This is a genomic window from Synechococcus sp. PCC 6312, assembly GCF_000316685.1.
Lineage (GTDB): Bacteria > Cyanobacteriota > Cyanobacteriia > Thermosynechococcales > Thermosynechococcaceae > Pseudocalidococcus.
In genome coordinates this window covers 389,205-412,810 of the sequence record NC_019680.1, presented here as the reverse complement: position 1 = coordinate 412,810, position 23,606 = coordinate 389,205, and the positions used below count along the sequence as shown (strand labels likewise).

Below are 23,606 nucleotides of genomic sequence, written 5' to 3'. Positions count from 1 at the left end.
CAAAATATGACACCAGGCCCAGACACGACGGAAAAAAACCTCTACGATTCAGATTTTCAACTCTGGATTGATCGAACGGTTGAGCAACTAAAAAACCGGGACTTTGCCAATCTTGATCTGATCAATATCATTGATGAAGTTGAGGGTATTAGCAGAGAACAAAAGCGTAAACTCCAAACTTATTTGAGAACGATTTGTGAGCATTTAATCACCCATCAATATGCCCGGCCAGGCCATGACCGATTTTATCCAGAGCTAGAAGCTAATATTCTCAATTTTCGGTTTGAAGCTGAATCAATCCTAGACGATAGCCCAAGTCTGATGGAGTATCTCCAAGAAAAATTTGATCAAACGTATCGAGAAGCACGAGAACTTGTCATAATACAATTTGATTTAGCAGCGGATATAATTCCAGAAACTCCCTGGTTTACACTATCCCAAGGCCTTGGATGAAGATTGGTTTCCTCCTCAGCCTGGTAATGATCTTTAGTGATTTTGTTAAACTGGGAACAGATTTGATAGCAGAGTCTATAACAGTAATAAGTCTCATAACCACAAAACTTATTCATTACTATTAGAATCATTGATATTAGATTTGAATCTCTTCTTATCTATTCATATCTAAATTGAAATTTTTAATGTTATCAGTTGATAGCTACAGAGTTATGAATAAAGTAATAAAATTTTTATTATGTGCCCACATAATTCCTGAAAGGTGAGAAGGTAGCACCTAAAAGTCTTGTGAATCTTGATATTGATACCTAACTCCCTCTAAGATTCCTTTAAATTCTGATCCTCTGAGTGATTGCCAGTTTTGATTTGGAGAAAGGGTTAAATTAAATCTCTTGAATAGACTAAGGAATTCAGGTAGTGTCATCAATGTCTCAATACGTCTTACATTAATAGGTACTTGACCATCAGCAATCTTTTTACTTAATGTCTTTTGTGTTTCGTCTGCAACTAGCAACAGCACTACTGGAACTGGGTTGACAAGCTCCTCCCCGTCATTCTCACGAATACTGAGTTCTATCCCATACACTAGTTCATTTGAGTTTCTTAGCTTGCGATCATCTAGCCATTTATAAATTGATGATTGGTCAGAATTATCAGCAGATACAGAGCCCACCAAGTCATTATATTGAACACAAGCCTCAAAAATTTCTTCATTCATAAATTACAGTCATTATTACGAAATACCTTTATTATATATAATCGGAAGCTTTTTATTAAGTTTAGAGTCAGATAATATCTGATAGACAACAATTATCATTTTGTCTTGCCTCTCTATAAAGAGCTAAAGATAGACTCAAGACAATGTTTTAATATTGAGCCATTTAACGGATGCGTCAGTCAGTTCTTTGGCCGCAGTCCGGAGTGAGTGGTAAAGATTGAAGCCATCAATTAAGAAGGAAACTCGGTTCATATTAATATGGTTAAAACCCGCCAGATCGTAATCTAACGGGGGCCAGTGAGCAAAAGCCCATCTGGGGATGATTTCTTATAATACCAGCTAGTACCGGCAAATACCAGAAAGTCTAATCCTTTCAACTATGATAGCTTGGCAGTACGTCATGACTGAGTTGATTTCCATCTATGACACTGGCTGCTCTTATCCGTAGTTGGGCAAAATTACCCCTGATTGCGGAACTCACAACCAAGCTCCAAAAGCACCAATCCCTGCATCTGACTGGCATTCCGCGACTGGTCAAGGGCCTGGTTGCTTCGACTTTGGCCCAATCACAGCCGTTACTCGTCGTTACCGCCACCTTAGAAGAAGCCGGACGTTGGGCCGCGCAGTTGGAAATGATGGGTTGGGGGGCAGTGTTGTTTTATCCCACCTCGGAAGCTTCCCCCTATGATCCCTTTGATTTAGAAGCCGAGATGGCCTGGGGACAGTTACAGGTTTTAGCGGAATTGGGTCGGGAAAACTCAAATTTAGCCATTGTCACCACCGAGCGCGCCCTCCAGCCCCATTTACCGCCACCGGATTTATTTCAAGACTATTGTTTACGGCTTGAAGTCGGTCAGGAAAGTAATCTCAAAACCCTCAGTCAAACCCTGGCCAATTTGGGCTATGAGCGGGTTTCTTTGGTTGAATCGGAAGGGCAATGGAGTCAGCGGGGGGATATTCTCGATATTTTTCCGGTGTCCGCTGAGTTACCTGTGCGCTTGGAATGGTTTGGGGAGCAACTGGAAAAACTACGGGAATTTGATCCAGCCAATCAACGCTCCCTAGATGCAATTCCCCGCTTAGTGTTAACGCCGACTAGTTTTAGTCCTCTGATTGCCCAGGCCCTGAGTGAAGCCGAAAAAGAGCAAATTCAAGCCATTCTTCCCCCCCCCGAACAGGAACAATGGCAAGCAGGAAATCCACCCGAAGGCATGCGGCGATTTTTAGGATTAGCGTTTGAACGGCCGGCCAGTTTGATTGATTATCTAGCTCCGAATACATTGGTGGTTTTAGATGAGCCAGAGCAGTGTCGTCAACATAGTCATCGCTGGTATGAACAAATTGAAAGCCATTGGCAAGAGGTGAATCAACGGTCGTTAATGCCCGCCACCCATCAAACCTTTGCAGACTGTTTAAGCCAAATTAGTGACCATCAACAACTCAAGCTGAATGAACTCGCGGAAGTAAATCAGGGGTTAAATTTATCCAGTCGGCCGGTGCCAGCCATCCCCCATCAATTTGGCAAACTCGCTGAAGCCATCCGCCAAGAACGGGAGAAAAAGTTTGCGGTTTGGCTCATTTCGGCCCAGCCCAGTCGCTCGGTGGCATTGCTCCAAGAACACGATTGCCCGGCCCAGTTTGTCCCCAATCCGAAAGATTTTCCGGCCATTGATAAACTCCAGGCCCAGCGTGTCCCCATTGCCTTGAAATATTCGGGGTTGGCTGAACTTGAAGGCTTTATTTTACCGACTCTGCGCACCGTTGTTGTTACCGACCGGGAATTTTTTGGGCAACATAGTCTGGCCAATATGGGCTATGTCCGTAAACGCCGCCGGGCCGCCTCGAAACAGGTTGATGTTAACAAGTTACAGCCGGGAGATTATGTCGTTCATCGGCAGCACGGGATTGGGCGATTTCTCAAACTCGAACCCCTGTCAATCAGCCATGAAACCCGCGAATACTTAGTTATTCAATATGCTGATGGGGTCTTACGGATTGCCGCCGATCAATTTAATACGCTCTCCCGCTTACGCACTGGACAAGACACCCCACCCCAGCTCAATAAACTCAGTGGCCAGGCCTGGGAAAAAACGAAGCAAAAAGTTAGAAAAGCGATCAAAAAAGTTGCGGTTGACCTGCTCCAACTCTATGCCCAGCGGGCCCAACAACAGGGGTTTCGCTATCCCCCGGATCAGCCTTGGCAAGTGGAAATGGAAGATTCGTTCCCCTATCAACCGACACCGGATCAACTCAAAGCCACTCAAGATGTCAAACAGGATATGGAATCGGATCGGCCCATGGATCGCTTGGTTTGTGGGGATGTCGGTTTTGGCAAAACAGAGGTGGCGATTCGGGCAATTTTCAAAGCAATTACAGCCGGGAAACAAGTCGCGGTTTTGGCTCCGACAACAATCCTGACTCAACAGCATTACCACACCCTCAAAGAACGGTTTGCTCCGTATCCGATTCATGTCGGTTTACTCAATCGGTTTCGCACTGGAGAAGAACGGAAAAACATTCTCCAACGACTGGTAACGGGGGAACTCGATGTAGTGGTGGGGACGCATCAACTATTAGGGAAAGGCGTAAATTTTCGGGACTTGGGCCTGCTCGTGATTGATGAAGAACAACGATTTGGCGTGAATCAAAAGGAAAAAATTAAATCCCTCAAAACCCAACTGGATGTGTTAACCCTCAGTGCGACCCCCATCCCACGCACTCTCTACATGGCCTTATCCGGTGTTCGGGAAATGAGTGTAATTACCACGCCGCCACCATCCAGACGACCGATTCAAACTCATTTATCGCCCTATGACTTGGAAGCGATCCGCTCAGCCATTAGACAGGAGTTAGATCGGGGTGGGCAGGTGTTTTATGTGGTGCCGCGGGTGGCCGGGATTGAGGAGGTGGCCGGGAAGTTACAGATGATGGTGCCTGGCGCGCGGATATTGGTGGCCCACGGGCAAATGCAGGAAGGGGAACTGGAATCGACGATGTTGGGCTTTTTTAATGCTGAGGCCGAAATTCTCGTGTGTACGACCATTATTGAATCCGGTTTAGATATTCCGCGGGTGAATACAATTTTGGTGGAAGATGCCCATAAATTTGGCCTGGCCCAACTCTATCAACTCCGGGGACGGGTGGGGCGGGCCGGAATTCAAGCCCATGCCTGGTTATTTTATCCCCGTCAAGAATCCCTCACCGAAGAAGCAAGGGCCAGATTGCGGGCAATTCAGGAGTTTACCCAACTGGGTTCTGGCTATCAGTTAGCAATGCGGGATATGGAAATTCGCGGCGTCGGGAATCTGTTGGGGGCGGAACAACACGGGCAAATGGATGCGATTGGCTTTGATTTATACGTTGAGATGTTGGAAGAAGCCATTGCCGAAATTCGGGGTCAGGAAATTCCCACGGTGGAAGACACCCAAATTGATCTGAGTGTCACGGCCTTTATCCCGGCTGACTATATTCCCGACATGGAACAAAAGATGAGTACCTATCGCGCTATTTCTGCCTCCCAAGATGGCCTGGCGTTGAAACAGGTATTACTCGATTTAACGGATCGCTATGGTGTGCCGCCTGCCCCGGTTTTACAGTTAATTCGCGTCGTTGAACTCAAACAAATGGCCAAAAAACTTGGATTCTCGCGCATTAGACCGGAATCTAAACAACACGTGATTCTCGAAACCCCGATGGCAGAACCGGCCTGGAATGTGTTAGCCAGTAATTTACCCACTCATCTCCAAACTCGGTTTGTCTATAGTCCGGGTAAAGTCACCGTCCGGGGCCTGGGGATGCAAACGGCGGATAAACAGCTAGAAAGTCTAATTGATTGGTTAGGTAAACTACAGATCAATGTCGTCAAAGCTGGGCAACAGGGTAAGTGACCGCTTGAGAAATCTAAATCGCTCTTTCAGGATTCACGCACAGGTTACTGATAAAGAGTTGATAAGACTAGATTCTAAGATAGCTTCTGCCAAGAGATCCCCAGGAATATTGGGTATGGCCTTGCTCCTTCCATCTGAGATGGGATATCGGTTAAACAGGCTTTAAAAGAGTTCCGCCCCGGTCTGGGTCAGAAATCGTTGGCTATGAGCCGCTTCCCCGCAGGTTTTGGGGGTTGGAAATACCTTGTCAGGATTGGCAATTAATTTTGGATCAAAGGCTCGCCGTAAACTCGACATCATCTCCAGATCCGCAGGGCTAAACATCTCCGGCATAAAACATTTTTTATCAGAGCCAATGCCATGTTCTCCAGAAATGCTTCCCCCAACCCGCACACAAAGTTTGAGGATTTCCCCCCCTAGTTCTTCAACCGCCTGAAGTTCCCCTGGAATCGCTTCGTTATACAAAATCAAGGGGTGGAGATTACCATCACCCGCATGAAAAACGTTAGCGATTTTATAGCCATACTGTTCGCTCAGGGCATTAATTTCCTGCAAAACGTAAGGGAGTTGGGTGCGGGGAATTACCCCATCTTGGACAAAATAGTTAGGGCTGAGTCGCCCGGCCGCCGCAAAGGCTGCTTTTCTACCCTGCCACATTTTTAAGCGTTCCGTCACATCCTCGGCAATGTGAACATGACGCGCCCCATTTTGGTAGCAAATTTCACTCACCCGCTGACTGAGATAAGGGACTTCTGCCGCTAGGCCATCCACTTCAATCAAGAGAACGGCTCCAGCATCGCGGGGATAACATTGGGTCGCAACCACATCCTCCACAGCATTGATACTCAGGTTGTCCATGATTTCCATACCGGCCGGAATAATCCCAGCTTTAATAATGTCGGAAACCGTCACTGCCGCCGCCTCAATAGTTGTGAAATCAGCCAAGAGAACTTGAATCACCTCTGGGGTGGGCAAAACTCGTAAAGTAATTTCCGTGGCGATGCCCAGTGTGCCTTCCGAACCAACAAAAACCCCTACCAAATCATAGCCTGGCCCTTCTGGTAAAGCACTGCCGATCTGAATTACATCCCCTGATGGCAACACCACCGTTAAGCCCAAGACATGATTCGTGGTTACCCCATACTTAAGGCAATGGACTCCCCCGGAGTTTTCGGCCACATTGCCACCCACAGAGCAAATAATTTGACTGGAGGGATCGGGGGCATAAAACAACCCCTCATTGGTAACCGCTTGCGTCACCCAAGTATTAATCACCCCAGGCTGCACCACAACCCGCTGATTTGCTAAATCTACCTCTAGCACTTGGTTCATCCGGGATGTGACAATCAGCACCCCCTCAAGATGAGGTAAAGCTCCCCCCGATAATCCGGTGCCTGCTCCTCGAGCCACAAAGGGAATCCGGTAGTGATCACAGACTTTAACCACCTCGGCTACCTGCTCTGTGGACGTGGGCAAAACCACAACCTTGGGTTGTTGACGATAGCTGGCCAGGCCATCACATTCATAGACTATTAATTCTTCGGCTCGGGTCACAATTCCGTCAGTCCCAACAATCTTAGTTAGGGCGGTTGTAATGGCTTGCCAAGGGGTTACTTGCGTCAACATAAAGCCATAGTTAAAAAATTGTGTAGGAGAGCTTATATTTACCTTAGCTTAGTCTCACGGGCCGACTCCGCTAGAGGCGAAAATAGCGCATAATTCCTGTGGCAATCGCATTGGCCATTGCTTGGCGATAGGTGGATTGGGCTAAACGAATTCCATCTTCCCGCCCGGTTAAGAACCCTACTTCTACCAAAACAGCAGGCATTGAAGTATTCCGCAGAACATAAAAGCGAGCTTGCTTAACCCCCCGATCTCGAATTTGGACTTGGCTGAGAATACTCCGATGAATGGCCTGGGCCAGGGGCAGTCCACTAGCATAGTAATAGGTCTCCAGGCCATTGACTTCTGGATGAGCCAAGCTGAGGGAATTTGCATGAATACTGACAAAGGCCCTAGCTTTGATTTGCTCTGCTCGTAGGACGCGTGGGGCTAGGTCTAGCTCTTGGTCATTGGCCCGGGTCAAGACGGCCTGGACACCCCGTTGTTGGAGGGACTGGGCTAAACGTTGGGAAATATCCAAGGTGACGACTTTTTCCTGAAGGCCATTAATGCCAACTGCCCCTGGATCGCCCCCACCATGGCCTGGATCCACCGCAATCACCACTCGCGCCCGGGGATAAGCGGGTGGATTTGGAACACTGATGGCCACAGGATTCGGACTAGAGGGAGCTTCACCAAGGGCCAAAAACTTGGGTAACTGGACAAACCAACGATTTGGAGCCAGGCCACGGACTTTAACCTCTTGGGGGCGCAGGGTGTAGGTTGGCCCCAATTCAATCACCAGCCGAGTTGTCCTGGGGTTAAACTGCCCGACCCGGACTTCCTTAACAAAATTACCAATGGCGCGCTGAACCAGGGGTCGCCCAAAACGGGTACCAGGGAGATCCACCACTAAGCGAGTGGGATGGCTCAATAACTGCACTTGGGGGCGAACCGTTCCCTCAGCTACCATCTCGAGGCGACTCATGGGGGCATTAAATCGCCAATAATCCAATTGGTTGCCCCAGGCCGGCCGGGGAATTAACCAACTCAACCCACTCAGTCCCAGGCAAGTGCAACCAAGAATTGCTTGAACTAATCGCCCCATCTCACTCCCCTCACCACAGACCCCTTAACGCTCCTGAGTCCCAAAAAGTTTCCTGAACTGCCTCAACAGTGAGAAACCCCTTTATTCCCATTGCCTAAAAGATTTCCATGCCTTTAGAACAGTCTGGACCATGGTGTAGTCCTAGAACAATCATTTTTGACTTGATATATAAAAATACGTTCAACCACAGAAACCATGCAGATGATGTCGGGGACCGCTGGTGGTTATGCTGCCAAGGCGGCCGAGAATGTCAGAATAAATACATTAGTCCGTTGCACAGAAAGTCTCCCCGGTTAGGCTTGAAAACTAAGGATAATAGGTCGGGGCCTGGGAACGAGACCGTTTGAGATCAGGTGTTTGCGATAAGGAGTTTATTTTGGTGAGTACCCTTTACACCACAACTAAATCAGCCGAAATTTTTGCTGCTGCCCAAAACCTCATGCCGGGAGGGGTTAATTCTCCGGTGCGGGCCTTTAAATCTGTGGGGGGGCAGCCCATTGTCTTCGATCATGTCAAGGGGGCCTATATCTGGGATGTGGATGGCAACCAATATATTGACTATGTGGGAACCTGGGGCCCAGCCATTGTCGGTCATACCCACCCCGAAGTGATTGCTGCGCTCCATGAAGCCCTGGAAAAAGGAACCAGTTTTGGCGCGCCCTGTGTCCTCGAAAACGTCTTGGCTGAGATGGTGATTGCCGCCGTTCCCAGTATCGAAATGGTGCGGTTTGTCAATTCTGGCACCGAGGCCTGTATGGGGGTCTTACGGGTCATGCGCGCCTTTACCGGCCGGGAAAAAATCGTCAAGTTTGAAGGCTGCTACCACGGCCATGCCGATACCTTTCTGGTCAAAGCTGGTTCTGGCGTGGCGACCTTAGGTTTACCGGATTCCCCGGGTGTGCCCAAAGCGACCACAGCCTCAACGCTGACTGCCCCCTACAACGACCTCGAAGCCGTCAAAGCTCTCTTTGCTCAATATCCTGGCCAGATTGCGGGGGTGATTTTAGAGCCAGTGGTGGGCAATGCCGGGTTTATCGTCCCTGAGGCGGGATTCTTAGCGGGATTGCGGGAAATTACCCAACAGGATGGGGCATTACTGGTCTTTGATGAGGTGATGACCGGATTTCGGATTGCCTATGGTGGAGCCCAGGAAAAATTTGGCATTACCCCAGATTTGACCACTCTTGGCAAGGTAATTGGGGGGGGCTTACCCGTAGGAGCCTATGGGGGACGCAAAGAGATCATGTCCATGGTCGCCCCGGCTGGGCCGGTCTATCAAGCCGGGACACTGTCGGGGAATCCGTTGGCCATGACGGCTGGGATTAAAACCCTGGAAATTCTCCGCCGCCCCGGTACCTATGAGTATTTGGATGAGATGACAGGTGAGTTAGCCCGCGGTTTGGTGCAAGTAGCTAAAGAGTGCGGCCACGCGGCCTGTGGTGGGCATATCAGTGGGATGTTTGGGATGTTTTTCACAGAGGGGCCAGTGCGAAACTACGAGGACGCGAAACAGTCGGATTTAGCCAAGTTCAGTTCGTTTCATCGGGGGATGTTAGAGCGGGGTATTTATCTAGCCCCCTCCCAATTTGAAGCCGGATTTACCTCCCTGTCCCACTCCCAGGCCGAAGTCAGTCAAACCTTAGCTGCGGCCAAGGAAGTTTTAACTCAATTGACCTAGGTTCCAAGTCGTGCAATTCCCCTCAGACGCCATGCTTGGATTGTCCTGAGATTGAAGAAGGATGCTAAATTTAGGCAAGATCCCGTCATTTCCCCTTTGTTTTTGCCATCCTGAACTAGGCCTTTATGCAATCCATCACCTTTCCCTCGCCCCACCATGGCGCGATCAATGAGAATGTTGTCCTGTCAGTGCGGGGCCTGGAGATGACCTACTATGCTGGCCGACAGGCAACCCCAGTGCTGAAGGGGATCGATCTGGACGTGAAAGCGGGGGATATTGAACTGCTCATGGGCCCTTCCGGCTCCGGCAAAACCACTCTCCTGTCAATCATGGCTGGTATCCTCACCCCCACAGCCGGTCACGTGCGCTTATTTGGCCAGGAAATCACCAGTCTTCCCAAACGGCAATTAGCCCAATTTCGGCTCCAAAATATTGGTTTTATCTTTCAAGGTTTTAATTTATTTCCTGCCCTGACTGCGGCGGAGAATGTTGGGGTCGCTTTCCAACTCAAGGGAGTCCACCGTAAACGGGCCAAACCACAGGTTAGGGAACTTTTGGAGCGGGTGGGCTTGGCAGAACGGGCGGATCACTTGCCAGAGGATTTATCAGGGGGACAAAAGCAACGGGTCGCCATTGCCAGAGCTTTAGCCGGCCATCCCAAGTTGATTTTGGCGGATGAACCCACTGCGGCCTTGGATTCCCAGAGCGGCCGACGGGTGATTGAAATTCTGGGACAATTGGCCAAACAGGATGGGTGTACGGTGGTGATGGTGACCCACGATCCCCGCATTGTCGATATTGCGGATCGGGTGGTTTATGTGGAGGATGGGCAAATTACAACCCCAAGTTCGTCAATCAACGGCAAAATTCATTGGGAAGGTTGAACACAGCAAGAAGTTTTCAAAATTTAGCTGTTATTTAAGATACCGTTAGCCAAGATATTTCAGACCCGTTACTCTGGAAGTAGTTAACTTTTATTAAGCATCGCTTGTTTATTGCTGCGTCTGCTGTTTTAGCCGGGTCTTCATGAAATCACAAAAAACCCTCTGGATTCTTTTAGTGGCTGGGTTTTGCTTTTGGTCAGGTTTGGCGATCACGCTGCCGACACTGCCCCTTTACATCCAAAGTTTGGGTGGAACACCTCATCAGGTGGGAATTGTCATGGGTGGATTTGCCATTGGTTTGATTGCCTCCCGGGCCTGGTTGGGGAAGTTGGCGGATCGCAACGGCCGGAAGCGAGTCCTCTTGATTGGCTTGGGGGTTGCGGTGTTGGCTCCCCTGACCTATCTCCTAGATTTCTTCTTTTTTCATTCCTTGCCCCTAATGTTTACTCTGCGCGGCATCCATGGCATTAGTATTGCGGCTTTTACCACGGGGTATGTGGCCCTGATTGTGGATATTGCCCCACCGGAACATCGGGGCCAGATTTTAGGCTACACAAGTTTAGTGCATCCCATGGGAGTTGCTTTGGGCCCGAGTTTAGGGAGTTGGCTAGAAGCAGAGGCGGGCCATGGTTGGGTCTTTTTAGCCGCAACGGTCTTTGGCCTGGCTGGCCTGGTCTGTGTCCTCTATGTTCGAGAATGCCCTCCATCCTCCGCCCAAGCTGAAAACTCAGGCCTATTCTGGCGACTATTAGGGGCGGGGCGGTTACGAATTCCCACCCTAGTGATGTTATTGGTGGGGTTAGCCTTTGGGACGCTTTCAACCTTTGTCCCGCTGTTTATCAAGGCAGAAAATATTGACTTTAGCCCAGGCCTGTTTTATTCTGCCGCAGCTTTGGCGAGTTTTATTGGGCGGGTGGCAACCGGCAGTGCTTCAGATCGGTGGGGCCGGGGAGTTTTTATTAGCCTAAGTTTACTGTTCTATACCGCTTCCATGGTGGGATTGTCCCAGGCCCAGACCGGGGTAGATTTACTGGTGGCTGGATTTTTAGAGGGGTTTGGGGGCGGTGTTTTGATTCCGATGATGTCGGCCTTGATGGCGGATCGGTCTCAACCCGATGAACGGGGGCGAGTTTTGAGTTTAACCATGGGGGGCTTTGACTTTGGGATTGCCATCGCCGGGCCGATCATTGGGGCCTTGGCAGCGGATTGGGGCTTAAGGACATTATTTGCCTGTGGAGGTGGTTTTACAATCTTGGCCTTGGGCCTATTTTTCAGTGGCAGTGGTTTGAAAGTGGCCGACTCCTGCCGATTTGCCGTGGGGCGGGGGCCCGATCCCTATGCTGTGCCCATGCCAGTGGAGAACTAATCTGTTGCCACACCGTTCCAAAAAAGCTTTTTAAGATTCCTAGCTCAGGGTATTCTAAGGATTATGGGGACGGGGATTCAGACTAAAACCTTAATCTTAGTGGCAACTGCGGCAATTCTCGGTGGCAGTTTATACCTATTTCAGCAAAAGCTTCCCCCCCCTGCCAGTGAACAGGCCGTCACCTCCGCAAAGCCCGTTTTTAATTTACAAGAATCTCAAATTACTGGCCTGGTTCTTAAGCAGGGAGAGCAAACCCTCAAGCTGGAGCGGGATGATCAGGGGGCCTGGCAGATTTTAGAACCTGTTGCCGCTAGGGCAGAAACCGGAACTGTTGTTTTTTTATTAAATTTAATTGCCACAGCGAAAACAGAAAAGAGTCTTACCGTGCCCCTACAGACTGCCGATGAATTTGGCCTGGCCGAACCTATAGCCACGATTGAAATCTCAACACTGGCTCAGGGAAGCCATCGGTTAGTTTTGGGGGGCCTCACCTTTGATCGTAATCAACTTTACGCCCAGGCCGACCCCCCCATAATCCCCACAGATCCACTGACCATTATTGTTGTCCCGTTGCAATTCTTAGATGCGATCAACAAACCCTTACAGGCCTGGAAAGCCCAACCCACTCCAACGCCTCCAGCATCCCCTTCTCCTCCTTAAAAAACTCCAAACACCATCTGGCTGAATATTTGTTAAGAACTGTAATGGACAATGCCGGATTGTCTGGGGCTAGTCGCTATATTGTTAAAATCGGTAACAAAGATGAAAATTTGGGATATTTAGGACTATGGGGCGTACTGGTGTATTACTACTCAATTTGGGGGGCCCAGATAGCCTCGCCGATGTCCGTCCCTTTCTCTACAACTTATTTTCCGATCCTGAAATTATTCGCCTGCCCTTTCGGTGGTTACAGAAGCCCCTGGCCTGGTTGATCGCCACTCGTCGCGCCAAGACATCAGAGGCAAATTATGCCCAAATTGGGGGTGGTTCGCCCCTGCGTGAGATTACCGAACAGCAGGCCCAGGCCTTACAGGAATCCTTAGCCCAGGCCGGAGTCACCGCAACGATTTATATTGGTATGCGGTATTGGCATCCCTTCACCGAGGCAGCCTTGGCCCAAATTAAAGCGGATGGGATTGAAGAGTTAGTCATTCTGCCTTTGTATCCACAATTTTCTATTAGTACCAGTGGTTCCAGCTTTCGACTCATAGAAAGTCTTTGGCAGGGAGATCCCGCTCTCCAGAAGATTAAATATACGATTATTCCCTCCTGGTTTAACAATCGCGGCTATATCCAGGCCATGGTAGCCTTACTGCGCCAAGAACTCGATCAACTGCCAGAACCAGAAAAAGCCACCATTTTCTTTAGTGCCCACGGCGTACCAATCAGCTATGTCACCGAGGAAGGGGATCCCTACCAGGCCGAGATTGAGGCTTGTGTCCATTTGATTATGCAGACCCTCGGACGCTCAAACCCCCATGTGTTGGCCTATCAGAGTCGGGTTGGCCCAGTAGAGTGGCTTAAGCCCTATACGGAAGATGTGATTCCAGAATTGGCAGCGGCTGGAGTAACAGAACTGGTGGTGGTTCCGATTAGTTTTATTTCTGAACATATTGAAACCCTCCAAGAAATTGACATGGAATATCGAGAGTTGGCGGAGGAGTCGGGAATTCATACCTTTCGGCGCGTCCCAGCCCTCAACACCCACCCGGAATTTATTGCCGGTCTCAGGGATTTAGTCACTACCGCCCTAGATACTCCTCCCTATACCTTTGCCCAAGTGACCCATCCCCGCAAACAATTCAAGCTCTATCCCCAAGAGCGTTGGGAATGGGGGATGACATCGGCCGCGGAGGTCTGGAATGGGCGGTTGGCCATGATTGGATTTATTGCTCTGCTCATAGAATTAATTAGTGGTCAGGGGCCTTTGCATATGGCGGGTTTACTGTAGCTGAAGCAGCATAATCCTTAACCAGGACGAAACCAGTCAGGTGACACCCAGCTGGCGACTGAAGTATTGTCGGTACAAATCACAGCGGACACAAGCCGCATTGCCTTCCAAATGCACCAGGCCCAGGCTATGTAACTTAAAGCCAATGGTTGAATCTAAGACTACGGCCTGAGAAGTTTGTACCACTTCCCTAAAGGCGGGGACTAATTCGGCCCGTTGATGGAGATGCCACCACTGTCCCCGGAGATGATCTCGATAGAGTCCGGTTTCCGTTGCGGCCTGGGTGATTAATTCTTGCCAACTTAAATCCTGTTTCGCCAGATGGTACAGGGTCAACCGCACCAAATAGGCATGCCCCCCAATTAACTGTTGCAATTCAGACAGTTGACTTTGGCTTAAGTGCAGGCCGTGTAACTGACTCAGTTCTGAGATTTGGGCCAGGGTAAATTCCGGCAAGTCAACAGCCAGGCCAACGTTAAAAGGGGATTGATTAATATCCAGAGGAATATAGACCTCTGTGCCATGCACAACAATGAGCCGCAAATTCCGCCAGACATCTCGGTTTTTTGCTTCTTCATGCCAGGCCCGGAGTAAGCCAAAGAAGTCGCTGGCAATGGCCGGATATTCAAACACCCGATCCACCTCATCGAGGCCGAGAGTCAACGGGCGATCACAGTGGGGCAATAAATATTCTTCAAAATAGGCCGTGCAGTTATATTTACTCCCGAAAATATCGTCCCAATAGTCCTTGAGTTTATTGTCCAGGCCCAGCCGTCGCCCCACCCCGGCACAGAACCAGCGCAACAGTTTATCCAAGTTACTAAAGACATCGGCATCCGCTAACTGAAAACTGAGGGGAACGGTGGCATAGTTCTCTTCTGTGGCGCGATAGAGGAGGCGGGCCATCAGGGAGGTTTTACCCATTTGGCGCGGAGCTTTAATCCGAATTAGGGAGCCGGGTTGTAAAAGGGTTTCTCGACAGCGGCTTTCAATGGGGGGGCGTTCCATATAAAAGGCCGAAGCCACTTCCACCTGCCCTTCAGGGAGTTCCGGTTCAGCCACAGGCAAGGGGGGCGCATCTTCGGCAATCGTGGGTGGCGGCGGGAGGAGGCTTGCTCCAGAACCAGAGGGAATCTCTGGGGCCTGGGTGGGTTCAGCAGTGGCATTAACTAGGCTGAGAACCTCTTGGAGCAAGGCCGGGGTATCGGTGGAACTGTGCCAAAATCGCTGCTGGAGACGGTGTAAGTAACCGCGCAATTCGTAATTGAGGGGTAAATCCAAGGGAAAATTAACCCGAATTGGCAAAATAAAGGGTCGCCGTTCCGGTCGCTGGGTCTGGAGATTCCGAACCGTGCGAACTTCCTCTAAAACCATCTCACTTTGGGCGGATTGGGATGAAAGCAACAGCAGAAAAAAGTCGCACAGTTGTAACTCTTGATCAATGCGCTGGGCCCAACCTTCCCCCATTTGGATACTTTGACTGGCCATGAAGGGCTGATGCCCCGCAGCAACCAAAGCTGCAAAAAATTCCTCGGCGAGTTCTTGTTCTTCGCTCCCGTTAGAATGGCTAATAAAAACATTCCGGCCCTGACCATAGGCTTTTAAGGGTGGCAAATCTGATTCTGAGGCGGAAGTCGGTTGTCGGGTTGGGGGCGGATTGGCAAGAATGGGTGACACTGGCGGCGGGGAATTAGGCCGCAGCAGATCCTGAACTGGGGTGCGGAGAAAATTACCTAGACGTTTCCAGACCGGGGGCGCGCTCTCAAGATTGTGCAAGGCCTGGAGAACTTCATCCGCCGAGTTATACCGTTCATAGACCCCAGGCCGGATCATTCGCGAGAGGATTTCCACCAGGCCCCCACTCACCGCCATTTGGGCTTGCCATTGCCAGTTTCCCAATTTATCTTGGGGCAGTTGGAGAGGATTCTGACCACTGAGGGCCTGAACGCCGATCATCCCCAAAGCATAGAGATCACTATTGGCGCGAGGCCGCCCCTGGGCCTGTTCGGGAGGCATATACCCCGGAGTTCCAATGGCAATAGTTTGAGCCGCCGCCGCCCCCATGAGTGTCCCGCCCCCAATGGACATCCCCATTTGTTTAACGGCCCCAAAATCAATTAAGACCAGCTTTTGATCACTAACTCGCCGCATCAGATTATCCGGCTTAATGTCCCGATGGATGACCCCACAGCGATGGACAAAACTGAGAATCTGCAAAGCATCCGTCAGCATTTGGATAACTTGGGCTTCACTCCAACAACAGCCAAGGGGTAACTCTGTGCGTAGAACATGACCTTCAATGAAATCCTGAACCAGATAAAATTCTTCACCCTCCGCAAAATAGGCCAGGAGCCGAGGAATTTGATCATGATGGCCGAGTTTTTCTAGGACTTGGGCTTCTCGGAGAAACAAATCTCGGGCTAAGGGAAGAAAATTGCCATCGGTGCGGGCTGGGCGCAGGTATTTAACCACACACTTAACCCGGCCAGGCCGGTGGGTATCCTCAGCTAGGAACGTTTGTCCGAAGTTGCCTGCACCCAGAACACTGAGAATCCGATACCGACCACCAAAGGTTTTACCAATCATGCCAATACTAGGGGCGTTATTGAGGGAGAACTCCACCAGATTCACCATCAAATCAATTGAGAGTTTAGGTCTTCTGGCTGGCCTCTCAACGATCAGGATAACTTTATTTTTGACCGATGCCAGAGTCGGGCTTAATTTTGGGCGACAGGGCTGGGGCTGGCTGGCCCAATAACAGTGAACCCAAACCCGACAAGTTCCGTCAAACCACTGAGGTGAAAGAAGTTCCTGAGGAGAGGTTTTGATTGGGTAATAGTTTCTAACTGACCAATTAAAAATCCGATTGTCCAATGTCACTTGCCTTACAAAAATTTGCAGAGCCAAACATTAAGACATGATTAATTCATGGCAACACTCAGGGGAAACGGTATTCAAAGTAACAGAATTTCAAGGTTGAGCTTAGCGGTTTTCTTGATCCCCGCTAGTTTGTCGCAATTTTTAATGGAGATTTACTGCGGGATCGTTGTCACTTCTAGTTTTGTTGTCCATAATAAAGATAGTTCCTTAATCACCAAAGACTTATCATTCAACAACTTTATATTTAATTAACGTCTAATTTCTTGATAACTTGTTGCATAGGTGAGGCGTATATCCCCTAACAGATGGTTAAGCCAAAGCGAGAAAATTTAAGGATTATTTAAGATGCAAACCTTTCATACTATTCACTGCCCTAACTGTGGTCGCCCTGCCGAACGATATTTCCTCCATTTGGATCGAATTAGCCGGACTCAATGCCCAAGCTGCGACTATTTCATGGTGCAATGCCTCGATAGTGGGCGCGTTATTGAAGCCTATGCCCCAGGCCTGGTCGGGAAAACTGATAATTTGCCGCTCCTCGCCCGCCGAACAGCATTTTCCCATTAGTGGATGTCTCCCAACTGGGGTTAAGACGATTAAGCAGGGGGTAAATCAAACAGAACGGTCGTCATATAACGGTCTGCCCAGGCTTCTCCGAAGGCTTTTTCAAGGACACGCCGGGTTTTGTCATTTTGCTGTTGTTGCAGACAGTAACGTTGCTGACCGGCCAAAATTTTTTCGGCTTGTTCTGGGTTTAAGGGAGTTGCCTGCTGGGCCTGGTGGCAATGAATCTTGAGGTAATCCCCGACCCGCTCTAGAAATAAATCCTCTTCCCCAGGATCAGCCGGCCGGATAAAAAGACAAAACTGGGAGAAAATACTCCCCCATTCCGGTAAGTCCCGTTGTTGGCTGAACTGAATCGCTGGGAGACTTTTGAGGCTGTCTTGATAGGCCTGGGGTAAATCTGCCTCTACCGGAGATAAATCTACAATCGCCGCCGAAATTTGCCCCCGCCCCCCGACCAAATCCGTTCCGAACATCGGTAAAGCATTATTGGGACGCGGAAACATGACGCAGTGCAAAATATCCAAAACTGTCCCGACCCGAGCGAGTTCTAAATGGAGTTTGCGAAATTGGGGGGTTTGGTAGCAACGGTTTTCAATCGTGAGTTTTTCCCCTTCCAATTTCCCTTCCACATAGCCTAAATCCTCTGGGAGTTGATAGGGAGATAGGTCTAGGGTTTCGGCCCAGATTTGCTCAATTTGATCCGCAAGGCGGGCAATTAGGGGATGTTGGTCGTGGCGAATTGAGGTAGGAGTCATTCAGAGATCCTATCGTAAGGGGCGAATCAAGGGCAATAACTGGGAGAAGTCATCTGTCCAGGCCGAGATCTGGAGATTACCTGTTAATTTTTCCCAGCGGGGATCAGCCCTTAAGTCCGCTAAATTTTCCGTATCTTTTGTCAGTAAGACCCAACGTGAGGGTGTTTTTCCAGCTTGAAGTTCCCCTTGAGAGATCTCTTGATCCCATTGAATGACTGAAAACAAGTTTAACCGCTTACTTAAAGCAGCGATGACGGGTTCAAGGTCTAAAAAGCGATTGGTAATATTAATGGCCACCAGGCCAGTGGGGGTCAATTTTGTGAAATAAAGTTCCAGCGCTTCCTGGGTGATTAAATGAATCGGAATGGCATCGGAGCTAAAAGCATCCATTACTAATAAGTCAAGACTGTGATCCGGGGCCTGGGCCAAACTTAAACGACCATCCCCTAAGGTAATTTGGGGCTTTGTCATAGCACTGGTTAGATAGGTAAAGTATTGCGGGGTTTGGGCCAGGCTAACCACGAGGGGATCAATTTCATAGAAACTCCAGGCCTGGCCGGGTTGGGCATAACTCATCAGGGTTCCCACGCCTAATCCCAAAATCGCCACATTGTTTAAGCGATCCCCCAATGCTGTAAAAACCTGACCAATGGGGCCAGTGGGGGTGAAGTAGGTGAGCGGCACTTGGGTTTGGCCAGGGGTCATATTTTGGCGGCCGTGGACGGTTGTGCCATGAATTAAACTGTGAACGCCCGTATCTGGATCAGCCAGAACTTGATAGACCCCGAAGAAACTTCGCTCTGTGGCTAAAACGCCCCCCAACGAACTCAAGGAAAACTGCCCTAACAAGCCAACTAAGACTAGACCCAGGCCAATTCGCCATTTTTTTAATCCCCAAATCCAGGCCAAGCCAATCAATAAACCAAAGGCCATCAGAAACCCCCAGGCTGACTGTTGCGCAATCTGGACGTTCAGCCCAATTAATAAACAACCGAGTAACAAACCCATACCTAAGGGCCAAGTTAAGCGTAAAACCGTTCCCAATTCCAGATCCGGAAGTAGCAATAAACTAACCACAATAATCCAGGGATATTCCAAGACCGTTGTAAAAACAAGAGGTGCAATTAAACTATTGACCAGGCCCCCCAACATTCCGCCCAAAGCAATCGCCAAATAAAACCGCGTTAAATAGGCGGGATCAGGTCGAGATTGAGCCAGTTTTTGATGAAAGAGAGAAGCGGCGATGGTAAACACAATTAAATGCAAGGACAAAACAAGTCCCAAGGGTTGGGTAACTTTCAAAAGCAACAGCATCACTAAAACGACACCAGCCAAGGGAAAGGCCCCAGTTATCAGCTTCGGTAAGGTGGCTTGGGGGCGGGCAAAACTGACAATAAATGTTACTAAGTACAAACTGAGGGGAATAGCCCAAAATAAGGGAATTGCGGCAATATCAGTGGTGATATAGGTTGTCACGCTTAAGAGCCAGCTAGCCGGAATAAAGGCCAGCATCACCCAGCGGAGTTGAAGTTGTAGAGCTTTCCCCATTCGTAGAGAAGTGAGAGCTTGACCCGAGACTGCTAACAAATAAGAGCCTTGGCTGGTTTCTGTCTCCTGGGGATCATCTCTGTCTGTTCTCTCTTCTCCTAACTGACTGCTCATCGCCCCACCCCCACAAACACCAACCAAGAGGACTAAACAACCGTATAATCCGGCCCAAAGCTGGTTTTGTTGGGTCAAGGTTAAGTGCGGCTCCAAGACTAGGGGATAGCCCAAGAGGCCCATTAAGCTCCCAAAGTTGCTGGCTCCATAGAGAAAATACGGATCCTGGGCTTGAGGATGGGAAGTGGAGCTAAACCAGGCCTGGAGCAGAGGAGCCAGAGTCGAGAGGGCAAAAAATGGTACGCCCACTCCCAACAGCAGTACGGCCAATACCCAGGGAATCGGATTGGCATCCACAGGGGGCAACCAATCTACGGCGATTTTTAAGGGCAGCACCCCCAGAGGAATTAGCAACACCAGGCCTTGTAACCAAACTTGATTTTTCAGGCAGAATCGTTGGGTGCTCCAATCACTGTAGCCATATCCCAAGAGCAAGAGGGCCTGGAAAAAGAACAAACAGGTATTCCAAACCGCCGGCGCGCCACCCAACAAGGGCAACAGCATTTTTGCCACCATTAACTGCACCCAAAACAGCAGCATCGCACTCAGTCCCAGGGATAAGGCATAAATAGGTAGCAGAAATTTCACCATACAGTTGGCAACCTGACCCAGGGGGCATCTTCATTTACAAACATCGGTTAACCCAAGCCACTCGCACTCTGGCTCAGACACCAAAACTAGAGCAGGATCAGCATACTCTATACATTTATTGAGGAACTCAGCCGTGGCCTCTCTTCCAAGTGATCTGATCTCATGACGTTCTTTGCCCAGTAAATTAGCTACCTCAGTCATAATTATGAGGGGGTGTTATGAGGCAATTAAAGAAATTGTTATCGATGATGTCCTCAAGCCAGTTGTTATCATCTTCGAGAAAAGCTGAAAGAGTCCTAGCTTTTGGGATGAGTGACTTATCTTTAGCACCCATAAATAACAGAAGCAGGAGATTTGTATCCAAGAGCAGAGCTTGTGACTGTATATGGAATCCGTCATCCCCATTAGATAGTAATGCTCGGCTGGCTTGACTTGGCATCATCAGAGAAGGGGATATTTTTTATCTCTAACATAGAAAAACAACTACCACTAACCACTGATCAGTATTTTCGGAGAACTTAACTTCTTCGACTATTAAATCCCCTAGGCTCATGTTTTCAGACAAGTCTCTCACCTCATCAATTGCTGCTTTAACTGGACTCTTGGCGTTAACCGGACATTCCATCGCTTAGATTGAGAAACTGTGATCATTGTAATGAAGCTAGGGTTTTATCCTCAAAATGCCTGACTCATCATCTATTGCCACCAGCCTGGATACGTTCCTGAAGCAACCTAATATTGAGGCATCCCCGGCCTGGGAGTTAATCAACGAACAAGCCCAACAAAAGCCAATGCCCACCCTCTATCATTCCCGGTTACAGCGAAATTTGGTGAACTGGATTAACCAACACACTACAGATTACGAAGCGATCCAAGAACTTCGCTGTCTTGTGGCACCATTTTCCCCAGTACCCGACATTTCTGTCATTGCCTTGGGGCGATTACCTGAATCAGATGGGCCGTTCATGGGGGCCCCAGATTGGCTGATTGAAATTCGCTCTCCCGATCAAAATGTACTGGACTTACAAACAAAGATTCTCCATTGCCTATCCCATGACACCCAACTCGCTTGGTTAATTGATCTACAAAAAAAACAGGTCTGGGTTTGGCAAGGCAAATCATTGCCCCTGATCTATGCAGATCAGCAGGTTCTTCCAACGTTAATCGGTGTCCCTGGCCTAGCAGTAGTGACCTTGATGGAGATGACTCCAGCACGAGGCCAGGCAAGAGGATTTTCTAGCTCTGGGTGAACTTAACCAAGGTTGTGAGTTTATCCCAGGCCTCGCCACTGGCCAATACTGCTTGAGCCAACCTAATGCCCGCGGGTAAATCTCCCACCGCTTCCCCCACTTGCAACACCAGGCCCGCGTTCAAGGCCACAACATCCATTTGCGCTTGGGTGCCTTTGCCTTGAAGGACTTGAGTGAGAATCGTGACGTTTTCCGTTAAGCTTCCTCCATGAATTGCAGTAATTGATGCCGGCGTTAAACCCAGGGCTTCTGGTTCTAGTACCTGAGTTTCAATGGCTTGGGTTGTGGGGTTGATCACTGCCAAATCTGTAGGTTCTCCTAGCCCGGCCTCATCGACTCCCTCGCGCCCATGGAGGACAATCGCCCGGCGGGTTCCCAATTGCTGTAAGGCGGTGGCCATGGGTTCTAAATAGGCGGGACTGTACACTCCAATCACCTGGCCTGTGGGTCGAAAGGGATTCACCAAAGGGCCGAGGAGGTTAAACACAGTTCTCACCCCCAAAGTTTTGCGAATTTCCGCCACGGCCTTCATAGCTGGATGCCAACCCGGTGCAAATAGAAAGGTAATTCCCACCTCGTTTAGGGCGGCTTTGACCCGGGCCGTATCGGTTTGGAGATTAATGCCCAAGGCCTCCAAAACATCTGCTGAACCAACCCGACTGGAAATAGAGCGATTCCCATGTTTGGCCACCTTAACCCCTGCCGCCGCCACCACAAACGCCACTGCCGTAGAAATATTGAACGTCCCACTGCCATCTCCCCCTGTCCCACAAGTATCCACGAGGGGCACACCCAAATCCCAGGCCTGGCCCGGTGACTGTTCTAGGAGAGTTTCCGCCATCCCTGCCAGCTCATCGGCTCTCACACCCTTGGCCTGGATCGCAGCTAAAATTGCCCCCGACAATACCGGTGGAATGACAGACTCTAACCACCCCTGCATCAGATCTTTGGCTTGGCTACGGCTGAGGGATTTACCTGCAAGGAGTTGCCGTAAGAGTGCGGTCGCGTCAATCATAGGTATCAGACTGAAGGAGAAACAAGTTTAATGTTATCCCTTTACCCCCAAAACACTATCACCCGACCTCAGTTGTCTGAAAGGCAATTCATTCCAGAAGAGTCGCTCAAGATGGGCTAAATCCGCGCTGGGTTTTAGGCTTGTGCCCTTAGCAATCGGGAGAAATCTAGACTCAGAACCTCAGGATTTAACCTGTTGCCGGGTCTGGCGGGCCTGGAATAGATGCATCGGATAGCACAACAGGGATGAAAAGGTGAGCAAATAGGTGATGACTTGGGTAATTTGACACATGGCCTGGAGGTCTGTTCCGGCCAAACAGGTCAGTTTTTGTAAGGTAGAGCTAATACAAAACAGCAGCCAATAGACAAAAATCATCCGTAGCAGGGTTTCACTGTGAGCCGTAAACTCATCTAATTCTGCCCCTTGTCCAACCAACTTCATTACGCTTGGAGTGGCTTCAGTGCGCACTAAAATCACCAATCCAATCACTGAGGCTAGAGCCGAAACTCCCAAAATTAGATGATGCCAGGCCTGCATACGGTCACACTCCCAAACTCAAACTGCAATGGAACGCAAGACTTAACCACACCTTTACCGAGGCGTAATCCCAAGTCTAGGAGAGGCGATTTACAGGAGAAAAGAAATCCTTACAATTTGCAAATTTTCGGGTAACAAAGTTTACAATTCCAAGTTTTGCAACGGTTTCCGCGCCCACTCCCCAAATCAAGGCAGACTAAAAACAGTCTGAAAAATCAAAAGTAGATGACTTCAAAGGAATCCTATGGCCCCAATGCGCTTGAACTTAATTGAAGGAGCCGTCAGTTTTAGCTTTACTCCCCAGGCCGCCCAAGACTTACAAGAGGCTTTACGGGAACTTGTCCACCATCTCAAACAGGCCGCCAGTGCTAAACCCGGCACCCAAAAACCCTGGCCTGTCTTGGAATACCAATATACTGGCGAGATTTTCTTAGAAGTCTTTTGCAACCCGAACATTTGGCCCACCCCCTTTGCCGCCAAGGTGTTGATCACCGTTCGTGACGACCGGATGCGTCTAACCACTGAGGCCGAACTGACCCGAATGCTAGAGGATGTTCAAGGGTATTTGGATGAACTGGGCTAGTGTCCATCTGGGGGTGCCTTCATCTCAATTTTGTAGAACCTTGCCATAATCCTTGTCCAGGCCAAAATTTATAGTCATTTCTGCCAAAAGTGAGACATTATCCCTCCGGGAGGCTATGC

The 23,606-nt window shown here is 49.4% G+C and carries 18 protein-coding genes; 10 read left to right on the top strand and 8 right to left on the bottom strand.

Annotated elements, in window-relative coordinates; translation table 11 throughout:
* Positions 1–6: 6 nt before the first annotated feature.
* Positions 7–453, top strand: a complete 447-nt coding sequence (locus SYN6312_RS01955) for a DUF29 domain-containing protein (protein ID WP_015123182.1) — start codon at positions 7–9, stop codon at positions 451–453.
* Positions 454–730: 277 nt separating this feature from the next.
* Here the strand turns inward: SYN6312_RS01955 and SYN6312_RS01950 are convergent, their stop codons facing one another.
* The gene (locus SYN6312_RS01950) at positions 731–1,171 is read right to left on the bottom strand and encodes a hypothetical protein (RefSeq protein ID WP_015123181.1); all 441 of its coding nucleotides are present in this window, start codon (positions 1,169–1,171) and stop codon (positions 731–733) included.
* Positions 1,172–1,593: 422 nt separating this feature from the next.
* Between SYN6312_RS01950 and mfd the strand changes: the two genes are divergently transcribed.
* Complete coding sequence (gene mfd, locus SYN6312_RS01945) at positions 1,594–5,058, top strand: transcription-repair coupling factor (protein WP_015123180.1); 3,465 nt, start codon at positions 1,594–1,596, stop codon at positions 5,056–5,058.
* A 162-nt stretch (positions 5,059–5,220) separates the two neighbouring features.
* On the opposite strand, the gene SYN6312_RS01940 is transcribed toward mfd, so the two are convergent.
* Both SYN6312_RS01940 and SYN6312_RS01935 read right to left on the bottom strand, forming a co-directional pair.
* Complete coding sequence (locus tag SYN6312_RS01940) at positions 5,221–6,684, bottom strand: FAD-linked oxidase C-terminal domain-containing protein (RefSeq protein ID WP_015123179.1); 1,464 nt, start codon at positions 6,682–6,684, stop codon at positions 5,221–5,223.
* Positions 6,685–6,754: 70 nt separating this feature from the next.
* Positions 6,755–7,768: an N-acetylmuramoyl-L-alanine amidase gene (locus SYN6312_RS01935; protein ID WP_015123178.1), complete on the bottom strand. Its 1,014-nt coding sequence runs from the start codon at positions 7,766–7,768 to the stop codon at positions 6,755–6,757.
* A gap of 379 nt (positions 7,769–8,147) precedes the next feature.
* On the opposite strand from SYN6312_RS01935, the gene hemL reads away from it, so the two are divergent.
* The 5 genes from hemL to hemH all read left to right on the top strand — a co-directional run bounded on the left by hemL (position 8,148) and on the right by hemH (position 13,647).
* Positions 8,148–9,446: a glutamate-1-semialdehyde 2,1-aminomutase gene (gene hemL / locus SYN6312_RS01930; RefSeq protein ID WP_015123177.1), complete on the top strand. Its 1,299-nt coding sequence runs from the start codon at positions 8,148–8,150 to the stop codon at positions 9,444–9,446.
* A 125-nt stretch (positions 9,447–9,571) separates the two neighbouring features.
* Positions 9,572–10,330, top strand: coding sequence for an ABC transporter ATP-binding protein (locus tag SYN6312_RS01925; protein ID WP_015123176.1), 759 nt, complete (start codon positions 9,572–9,574; stop codon positions 10,328–10,330).
* 142 nt (positions 10,331–10,472) lie between these two features.
* Positions 10,473–11,696, top strand: coding sequence for an MFS transporter (locus tag SYN6312_RS01920; RefSeq protein ID WP_015123175.1), 1,224 nt, complete (start codon positions 10,473–10,475; stop codon positions 11,694–11,696).
* Between the two features lie 63 nt (positions 11,697–11,759).
* The gene (locus tag SYN6312_RS01915) at positions 11,760–12,356 is read left to right on the top strand and encodes a hypothetical protein (RefSeq protein ID WP_015123174.1); all 597 of its coding nucleotides are present in this window, start codon (positions 11,760–11,762) and stop codon (positions 12,354–12,356) included.
* Positions 12,357–12,483: 127 nt separating this feature from the next.
* Positions 12,484–13,647 (top strand): ferrochelatase, encoded by a 1,164-nt coding sequence (hemH, locus tag SYN6312_RS01910; protein WP_015123173.1) that lies wholly within the window; start codon positions 12,484–12,486, stop codon positions 13,645–13,647.
* Positions 13,648–13,683: 36 nt separating this feature from the next.
* Here the strand turns inward: hemH and SYN6312_RS01905 are convergent, their stop codons facing one another.
* Positions 13,684–16,269: an AAA-like domain-containing protein gene (locus tag SYN6312_RS01905; protein WP_253276398.1), complete on the bottom strand. Its 2,586-nt coding sequence runs from the start codon at positions 16,267–16,269 to the stop codon at positions 13,684–13,686.
* A gap of 603 nt (positions 16,270–16,872) precedes the next feature.
* On the opposite strand from SYN6312_RS01905, the gene SYN6312_RS18655 reads away from it, so the two are divergent.
* Positions 16,873–17,094 carry a hypothetical protein gene (locus tag SYN6312_RS18655; RefSeq protein WP_015123171.1) on the top strand — a complete coding sequence of 74 codons (222 nt, stop codon included), beginning with the start codon at positions 16,873–16,875 and terminating at the stop codon, positions 17,092–17,094.
* 29 nt (positions 17,095–17,123) lie between these two features.
* On the opposite strand, the gene SYN6312_RS01895 is transcribed toward SYN6312_RS18655, so the two are convergent.
* Both SYN6312_RS01895 and SYN6312_RS01890 read right to left on the bottom strand, forming a co-directional pair.
* The gene (locus SYN6312_RS01895; protein ID WP_015123170.1) at positions 17,124–17,849 is read right to left on the bottom strand and encodes a phycocyanobilin:ferredoxin oxidoreductase; all 726 of its coding nucleotides are present in this window, start codon (positions 17,847–17,849) and stop codon (positions 17,124–17,126) included.
* 9 nt (positions 17,850–17,858) lie between these two features.
* Positions 17,859–20,102 (bottom strand): spermidine synthase, encoded by a 2,244-nt coding sequence (locus SYN6312_RS01890; protein ID WP_015123169.1) that lies wholly within the window; start codon positions 20,100–20,102, stop codon positions 17,859–17,861.
* 680 nt (positions 20,103–20,782) lie between these two features.
* On the opposite strand from SYN6312_RS01890, the gene SYN6312_RS01880 reads away from it, so the two are divergent.
* Positions 20,783–21,352 carry a Uma2 family endonuclease gene (locus SYN6312_RS01880; protein WP_015123165.1) on the top strand — a complete coding sequence of 190 codons (570 nt, stop codon included), beginning with the start codon at positions 20,783–20,785 and terminating at the stop codon, positions 21,350–21,352.
* Here the strand turns inward: SYN6312_RS01880 and trpD are convergent.
* A complete protein-coding gene (gene trpD / locus SYN6312_RS01875; protein ID WP_015123164.1) occupies positions 21,339–22,367 on the bottom strand; it encodes an anthranilate phosphoribosyltransferase in 1,029 nt (342 codons plus the stop codon). The genes SYN6312_RS01880 and trpD overlap by 14 nt on opposite strands.
* Positions 22,368–22,547: 180 nt before the next feature.
* Complete coding sequence (locus tag SYN6312_RS18105) at positions 22,548–22,904, bottom strand: hypothetical protein (RefSeq protein WP_015123163.1); 357 nt, start codon at positions 22,902–22,904, stop codon at positions 22,548–22,550.
* Between the two features lie 244 nt (positions 22,905–23,148).
* On the opposite strand from SYN6312_RS18105, the gene SYN6312_RS01865 reads away from it, so the two are divergent.
* Entirely contained in the window at positions 23,149–23,487 is a 339-nt protein-coding gene (locus SYN6312_RS01865) for a hypothetical protein (RefSeq protein ID WP_015123162.1), read from the top strand.
* Positions 23,488–23,606: the final 119 nt, after the last annotated feature.

Excerpts from the sequence above, each read along its gene's own strand:
- SYN6312_RS01955 (WP_015123182.1), top strand. The coding sequence starts at position 7 with ATGACACCAGGCCCAGACACGACGGAAAAAAACCTCTACGATTCAGAT.
- SYN6312_RS01950 (WP_015123181.1), bottom strand. The coding sequence starts at position 1,171 with ATGAATGAAGAAATTTTTGAGGCTTGTGTTCAATATAATGACTTGGTG.
- mfd (WP_015123180.1), top strand. The coding sequence starts at position 1,594 with ATGACACTGGCTGCTCTTATCCGTAGTTGGGCAAAATTACCCCTGATT.
- SYN6312_RS01940 (WP_015123179.1), bottom strand. The coding sequence starts at position 6,684 with ATGTTGACGCAAGTAACCCCTTGGCAAGCCATTACAACCGCCCTAACT.
- SYN6312_RS01935 (WP_015123178.1), bottom strand. The coding sequence starts at position 7,768 with ATGGGGCGATTAGTTCAAGCAATTCTTGGTTGCACTTGCCTGGGACTG.
- SYN6312_RS01925 (WP_015123176.1), top strand. The coding sequence starts at position 9,572 with ATGCAATCCATCACCTTTCCCTCGCCCCACCATGGCGCGATCAATGAG.
- SYN6312_RS01920 (WP_015123175.1), top strand. The coding sequence starts at position 10,473 with ATGAAATCACAAAAAACCCTCTGGATTCTTTTAGTGGCTGGGTTTTGC.
- SYN6312_RS01915 (WP_015123174.1), top strand. The coding sequence starts at position 11,760 with ATGGGGACGGGGATTCAGACTAAAACCTTAATCTTAGTGGCAACTGCG.
- hemH (WP_015123173.1), top strand. The coding sequence starts at position 12,484 with ATGGGGCGTACTGGTGTATTACTACTCAATTTGGGGGGCCCAGATAGC.
- SYN6312_RS18655 (WP_015123171.1), top strand. The coding sequence starts at position 16,873 with ATGCAAACCTTTCATACTATTCACTGCCCTAACTGTGGTCGCCCTGCC.
- SYN6312_RS01895 (WP_015123170.1), bottom strand. The coding sequence starts at position 17,849 with ATGACTCCTACCTCAATTCGCCACGACCAACATCCCCTAATTGCCCGC.
- SYN6312_RS01890 (WP_015123169.1), bottom strand. The coding sequence starts at position 20,102 with ATGGTGAAATTTCTGCTACCTATTTATGCCTTATCCCTGGGACTGAGT.
- SYN6312_RS01880 (WP_015123165.1), top strand. The coding sequence starts at position 20,783 with ATGCCTGACTCATCATCTATTGCCACCAGCCTGGATACGTTCCTGAAG.
- trpD (WP_015123164.1), bottom strand. The coding sequence starts at position 22,367 with ATGATTGACGCGACCGCACTCTTACGGCAACTCCTTGCAGGTAAATCC.
- SYN6312_RS18105 (WP_015123163.1), bottom strand. The coding sequence starts at position 22,904 with ATGCAGGCCTGGCATCATCTAATTTTGGGAGTTTCGGCTCTAGCCTCA.
- SYN6312_RS01865 (WP_015123162.1), top strand. The coding sequence starts at position 23,149 with ATGGCCCCAATGCGCTTGAACTTAATTGAAGGAGCCGTCAGTTTTAGC.